Origin of the sequence: Cellulomonas sp. ACRRI (assembly GCF_022346185.1) — a bacterium.
Taxonomy (GTDB): domain Bacteria; phylum Actinomycetota; class Actinomycetes; order Actinomycetales; family Cellulomonadaceae; genus Cellulomonas.
In genome coordinates, this window is the sequence record NZ_JAKRMS010000174.1 from 1 (window position 1) to 6,253 (window position 6,253).

General features: G+C 77.3%; 4 protein-coding genes. 3 read left to right on the forward strand and 1 reads right to left on the reverse strand.

What is annotated here, in order from left to right:
* Window positions 1-298: 298 nt before the first annotated feature.
* The 3 genes from MHY85_RS19500 to MHY85_RS21985 all read left to right on the forward strand — a co-directional run bounded on the left by MHY85_RS19500 (window position 299) and on the right by MHY85_RS21985 (window position 4,654).
* Window positions 299-2,095: a biotin carboxylase N-terminal domain-containing protein gene (locus MHY85_RS19500; RefSeq protein ID WP_239199763.1), complete on the forward strand. Its 1,797-nt coding sequence runs from the start codon at window positions 299-301 to the stop codon at window positions 2,093-2,095.
* 5 nt (window positions 2,096-2,100) lie between these two features.
* A complete protein-coding gene (locus tag MHY85_RS19505; protein ID WP_239199766.1) occupies window positions 2,101-2,601 on the forward strand; it encodes an NUDIX domain-containing protein in 501 nt (166 codons plus the stop codon).
* A 76-nt stretch (window positions 2,602-2,677) separates the two neighbouring features.
* Window positions 2,678-4,654, forward strand: coding sequence for an endonuclease/exonuclease/phosphatase family protein (locus tag MHY85_RS21985; protein ID WP_239199769.1), 1,977 nt, complete (start codon window positions 2,678-2,680; stop codon window positions 4,652-4,654).
* A 48-nt stretch (window positions 4,655-4,702) separates the two neighbouring features.
* Here MHY85_RS21985 and MHY85_RS19515 read toward each other — a convergent pair.
* Window positions 4,703-6,253: NAD(P)H-quinone dehydrogenase (locus MHY85_RS19515; protein ID WP_239199772.1), on the reverse strand; the 1,551-nt coding region annotated here is incomplete at its 5' end.

Below are 6,253 nucleotides of genomic sequence, written 5' to 3' on the forward strand. Positions count from 1 at the left end.
CCGCCCCCGAGTGTGCAGTCGACACGTCGAGTGGGCATGCGCCGACTGCACAGTCGACGTGTCGACTGCCCACTCGGCGACCTGTCGACCCGTCGCGCCCGGTGCGTGACGCGCGCCGCTGCCGGGCCGGCAGGTTTGTCGGGGGCGGACAAGGGCGCGCCGGGCCGGGCGGCGCACGTCGCGCGTCCGCTGTGGAACCCTCCAACACCGCGGCGACGCGGTTGGCCGGATCGGCGATCTTCGCGGCGCGACCGGCCGCGCGCGTGAACGCCGGAGGCCCCCCGCGTTACGGTGAGCCGTGCCCCGCATCTCGAAGGTCCTCGTCGCCAACCGCGGCGAGATCGCCGTCCGCATCGCCCGCGCCTGCCGCGACGCCGGCCTCGCCTCCGTCGCCGTCTACGCGGACCCCGACCGCGAGGCGCTGCACGTGCGCGTCGCGGACGAGGCCTACGCCCTGGACGGCGCCCGCGCCGCCGAGACCTACCTGGACATCGCCAAGCTGCTGGACGTCGCCCGCCGCTCCGGCGCCGACGCCGTGCACCCGGGGTACGGCTTCCTCTCGGAGAACGCCGAGTTCGCCCAGGCCGTCCTGGACGCCGGGCTGGTCTGGGTCGGCCCGCCGCCCGCCGCGATCCGCGACCTCGGCGACAAGGTGAGCGCCCGGCACATCGCGCAGCGCGCCGGCGCCCCGCTGGTCGCCGGCACCCCCGACCCCGTCTCGGGCGCGCAGGAGGTGCACGCGTTCGTCCGCGAGCACGGCCTGCCGGTCGCCATCAAGGCGGCGTTCGGCGGCGGCGGCCGCGGCCTCAAGGTCGCCCGCACCTCCGAGGAGATCGACGAGCTGTACGACTCCGCGGTGCGCGAGGCCGTCGCGGCGTTCGGCCGCGGCGAGTGCTTCGTCGAGCGCTACCTCGACCGGCCCCGCCACGTCGAGACGCAGTGCCTCGCGGACGAGCACGGCACCGTCGTCGTGGTGTCGACCCGTGACTGCTCGCTGCAGCGCCGGCACCAGAAGCTGGTCGAGGAGGCGCCGGCGCCGTTCCTCACCGACGCGCAGCGCGCCCAGCTGGTCGACGCCTCGGTCGCCATCCTGAGGGAGGCCGGCTACGTCGGCGCCGGCACCTGCGAGTTCCTGGTCGCCGCGGACGGGACGATCTCGTTCCTCGAGGTGAACACCCGCCTGCAGGTCGAGCACCCGGTCTCCGAGGAGATCAGCGGCATCGACCTGGTCCGCGAGCAGCTGCGGATCGCCGACGGCGAGCCCCTCGGCTACGACCACGTGGAGACCCGCGGCCACTCCTTCGAGTTCCGGCTCAACGGCGAGGACCCGGCCGCCGGGTTCCTGCCCGCGCCCGGGAAGATCTCGACGCTGCGGTTCCCCGCCGGCCCCGGCGTCCGGGTGGACTCGGGCGTCGTCGAGGGCGACACCGTGTCGGGCGCGTTCGACTCGATGATCGCCAAGCTGATCGTCACCGGCGCCACCCGGCAGCAGGCCGCCGAGCGCGCGCGCCGCGCCCTGGCCGAGCTGGAGATCGCCGGCATCCCCACCGTCGTGCCGTTCCACCGCGCCGTCATGGCGGAGCCGGCCTTCGTCCCCACGGACCCGGAGCAGCCGTTCGCGGTGCACACCCGGTGGATCGAGACCGAGTTCGCCGACCGGCTGCCCGCGCTCACCGGCACCCCGGCCGTGACCGCCGCGGGCCCGGCCGACGACGGCGAGCCGACCGAGCTGGAGCGTGTGGTCGTCGAGGTCGGCGGCAAGCGCCTCGAGGTCGTGCTGCCCGCCGCGCTCGCCCTGCGCGCCGGCCGCGGCCGTCCCGCCGCCGCGGGCCCCCGTCGCTCCGCCCCGCGCCGCGCCGCGGGCCGCCCCGCGGCGTCCGGCAACGCGCTCACCTCCCCGATGCAGGGCACGATCGTCAAGGTGGCGGTCGGCGAGGGCGACACCGTGGCCGAGGGCGACCTGGTCGTGGTGCTCGAGGCCATGAAGATGGAGCAGCCGCTGGTCGCGCACCGCGCCGGCACCATCGCCTCCCTGTCCGCCGACGTCGGCGGGATGGTCGCGGCGGGCACCGCCATCTGCGAGATCGTCGACTGACCCCCGTGGCGCGGCGACCGCACCACCCCGGCGACGGGTGGGTCGAGTGCCGGTGCGGCCGCCGGCACTGGGGCACGGCCGGGGCCGCCGGGCTGCTGCTCGTGCGCCCGGCGACCGGGACCGACGCCGCGGCGATCGTGCTGCAGCACCGCGCGCCGTGGAGCGACCAGGGCGGCACCTGGGGGCTGCCGGGTGGTGCCCGGCACACCGGCGAGTCGGCGGTCGACGGCGCCCTGCGCGAGTCCCAGGAGGAGGCCGGCATCGAACCCGCGTCGGTCCGCGTGGTCGGCGAGCACGTCCTGGACCACGTCGACTGGTCGTACACGACGGTCGTCGCCGTGACCGCCGGCCCGGTCGACGCGCGGCCGACCGACGACGAGAGCCTGGCCATCGCCTGGGTGGCGCTGGACGACGTCACCGCCCTGCCGCTGCTGCCCGCGTTCGCCGACGCCTGGCCGGTGCTGCGGGCCGGCCTGCCCGCGGGGACCGAGGGCGCCGCGTCCTGACGGTGCGCCGCCGGCGCAGGTCCGCGCGGGGGACGTCGTTGGCCGGGGCGGCTCGCCGCCCACTACGTTGACAGCCGTGAGCGTCCCCGAAGCCGCACCGCCGTCGGTGCCCCCCGCGTCCGCACCGTCGCCGGCCGGGAGCCCGCTCCCCCCGGACGCCGGCACGGCCACCCGGGTGTCGCTCGTCGCGCTGGTCACGGTGCTCGCGGTCGACGCCGTGCGGGCCGCCGGACCGGTCCTGGACCGCGCCTTCGCCGTCAGCACCGTCGCCGTCGCGGCCGCCGCGCTGCTCACCTTCCTCGGCGCGGGCCTGCTCGCGGCGCTGGCGCTGCTCGGCACCGGCCGCCGCGGCCCCGGCACCGCCTCCGGGCGCACCGCGCTCGTCGCTGTCGTCGCCCTCGGTGCCGCCCGGCTGGCCACGCAGGTGCTGCACGACGGGCCGCGGTTCGTCGCCGGTCTGGTCACCGCCTCGCTCGCCGTCACCGCGCTGGTCCTCGCGACCACGCTCGTCGCGGGCCGCGCCGGCGGCGGGCGCCAGGCCGCGCTCGGGCTGACCCTCGGCACGGGGCTCTCGGCGGCGCTCCAGCTCGCGCTCGGCACCTGGGACCCGCTGTGGCGCGGCGGGGTGCTCGGCAGCGTCGTCGCGCTCGTCCTCGTGCTCGTCACGGTGGCCGTGGCGGTGGTCGCCCGCCGGCAGGAGGCGTCGGGCCGTCCCCGGCGGACCTGGGTGCTCGGACCCGCCCTCGCGCTGGTCGTCATGGTGCTGGGCAACCCGGCCTTCGCGGCGGCGCAGTCGCACCTGCCGCTGATGGTGGCCGGGACCGCGACCGTGCTGGCGTCGGCGCTGACCGCGTGGCTCCTGCTGGTCCCGCGCATCATGGCCCGGCCGGTGCGCTGGGCCGCCGCCGTCCTGCTGCCGGTCGCCGCGGCGGTCGCGTTCCTCACCACCGGCGTCGCGGCGCTGGTCGCGATCCTGGTCGCCGAGGCGGCGCTCGGCGTCGTGCTCACCGTCGCGCTCAAGACCCGCCGGCCGGCGCCGCCCGGGATCCCGCGCACCGCGCTCGCCACCGGCGGTGTGGGGCTCGGGCTGGTCGTGGTGCTGCTGCTCTACCTGCTCGACTACGACGTCCCGCTGCCCGTCGACAACGCGTGGGTCGTGGTGCTCGCCGCCGCGCTGCTCGCGACCGGCGGGCTGCGGTGGCGCACCCCCGCCGAGCCCGCCGGTCGCGAGCCCGCACCCCCGCTGCGCGCCAACGCCCTGCGGTTCCTGGTGCTGCCGTCCGTCGCGCTGCTGCTGGTCGGCTGGGTGTCGGCGACGCTCGCCGCCCCGGCGCCCGCGACCGACCGGGACCCCGACGCGTTCGTGGTGCTCGACTGGAACCTGCACTACGGCGTCGCCGCGCACACCGCCGTCGACCTGGAGCAGATGGCCCGCACCATCGAGGCGCAGGGACCGGACGTCGTCGCGCTCCAGGAGGTGTCGCGGGGCTGGGTGCTCGGCGGCGGCGCCGACATGCTCACCTGGCTCGGGCACCGGCTCGGCATGCACGTCGCGTTCGCCCCGGCCGCGGACCAGCAGTTCGGCAACGCGCTGCTGTCCCGGACGGAGCTCAGCGACGTCGAGGTGATCGAGCTGCCGTACGGCGCCGGGCCGCAGGCCCGCTCGGCGCTCACCGCGCGGGTGGAGGGGCCCGGGGGCGAGGCGGTCCGCGTGACGTCCGTGCACCTGCAGCACCGGGACGACAACGTCGACACCCGGCTGGAGCAGCTCGACGCGCTCCGGGCGGCGCTTCCCGACGACGGGCCCTCCGTGCTGGCCGGCGACCTCAACGCCGAGCCGGGCTCGGCCGAGCTCGACTCGCTCGCCGGGGCCGGCTGGGTGAGCGCGATGGACACCGCGGGCGCCGAGGACGTGCTCACCCACCCGAGCAACGACCCGGAGGTCCGGATCGACTGGGTGCTCGGGCAGGGCGTGACGTTCGCGGAGGCGCGGGTGCTCGCCGACGACTCGTCGGACCACCTGGCGCTGGTGACGGAGGTCCGCGCGGGCTGACCGCCCACCCGGGCCCCGCCGGGTGGCGCCCGGCCCGGCCGCGGGGCCTCAGCCCTGGTCGGTCCGGTGCAGCACCCGCGCGACCTCGCCGATGGAGCCCGACAGCGACGGGTACACGGTGAACGCGTTCGCCACGTCGTCGACGGTGAGGCTGTGCGACACCGCCAGCGTGATCGGGAAGATCAGCTCCGACGCCCGCGGCGCCACCACCACCCCGCCGAGCACGGTGCCCGCCGTCGAGTGCGCGAACAGCTTCACGAAGCCGTCCCGCACGCCGAGCATCTTGGCCCGCGGGTTCCGGGCCAGCGGCAGCGTGTGCGTGACGAAGTGCGCGTCCCGCTCGATCAGCGCCGTCTCGCTCAGGCCGACCGTGGCGATCTCCGGGGCCGTGAAGATGTTCGCCGCCACGCCCCGCAGCTTCAGGGGTGCGACCGCGTCGCCGAGCGCGTGCGACATCGCGATCCGCCCCTGCATCGCCGCGACCGAGGCCAGCGGCAGCACGCCCGTCACGTCGCCCGCCGCGTACACGCCGCGCGCCGAGGTGCGCGACACCTTGTCGACCTCGATGTGCCCCGACGGCGTGGTCCGCACGCCCGCCTCCGCCAGGCCCAGGCCGTCGGTGCTCGGGATCGAGCCGACCGCGAGCAGCACGTGCGAGCCGTGGATCTCCCGGCCGTCCGCCAGCGTCACGACGACGCCGTCGTCCGTCCGCCGCGCGGCCTGCGCGCGCGAGCGCCCGACCACCTCCATGCCGCGGGTGCGGAACACGTCCTCCAGCATCGTCGCCGCGTCGGCGTCCTCCCCCGGCAGCACCCGGTCGCGGCTCGACACGAGCACGACCTGCGACCCCAGCGACACGTAGGCACCGGCGAACTCGGCGCCGGTCACGCCCGAGCCGACGACGATCAGCCGCTCCGGCAGCGCGTCCAGGTGGTAGAGCTGCGTCCAGGTGAGGATGCGCTCGCCGTCGGGCTGCGCGTCGGGCAGCGTCCGCGGGGTCGCGCCGGTCGCCAGCAGGACCACGCCGGCGTCGAGGGTCTCCTCGGCGTCGCCCGTGACGACCACGCGCTCCGGGCCGTCGAGCCGCCCGTGGCCGATGACGACCCGCACGCCCTCGCGCTCCAGCCGGGTGCGGATGTCACCGGACTGCGCCAGCGCCAGCTCGCGCACCCGGGCGTTCACCCGGGCCAGGTCGATGCTGTGCCGGCGGCTGCGGCCGGTGTCCCGCGCGGGGTCGTCGTCCTCGGCCGGGCCCGCGGGCACGTCGAGGCGGATGCCCAGGTCGGGGGCGCGCTCGGCGATGGTCATCCACTCGGCGGTGGCGATCAGGGTCTTCGACGGCACCACGTCCGTCAGCACGGCGGCGCCACCGAGGCCCGCGCGCTCGACCACCGTCACGTCCGCGCCCAGCCGGCGGGCGACGAGGGCCGCCTCGTACCCGCCGGGGCCACCACCGACGACGACGACGCGCGGCGCGGGGCGGCCGGCGTCGACGGGACCGGGTGCGGGCGCGGCGGCGCTGCTGGTCGAGGAGGCGGGCGGGGCGGCCGCGGCGTCGGGGGCGTCGGCCGCGGCCGGGGTGGCCGTGCCGGGCTCGGC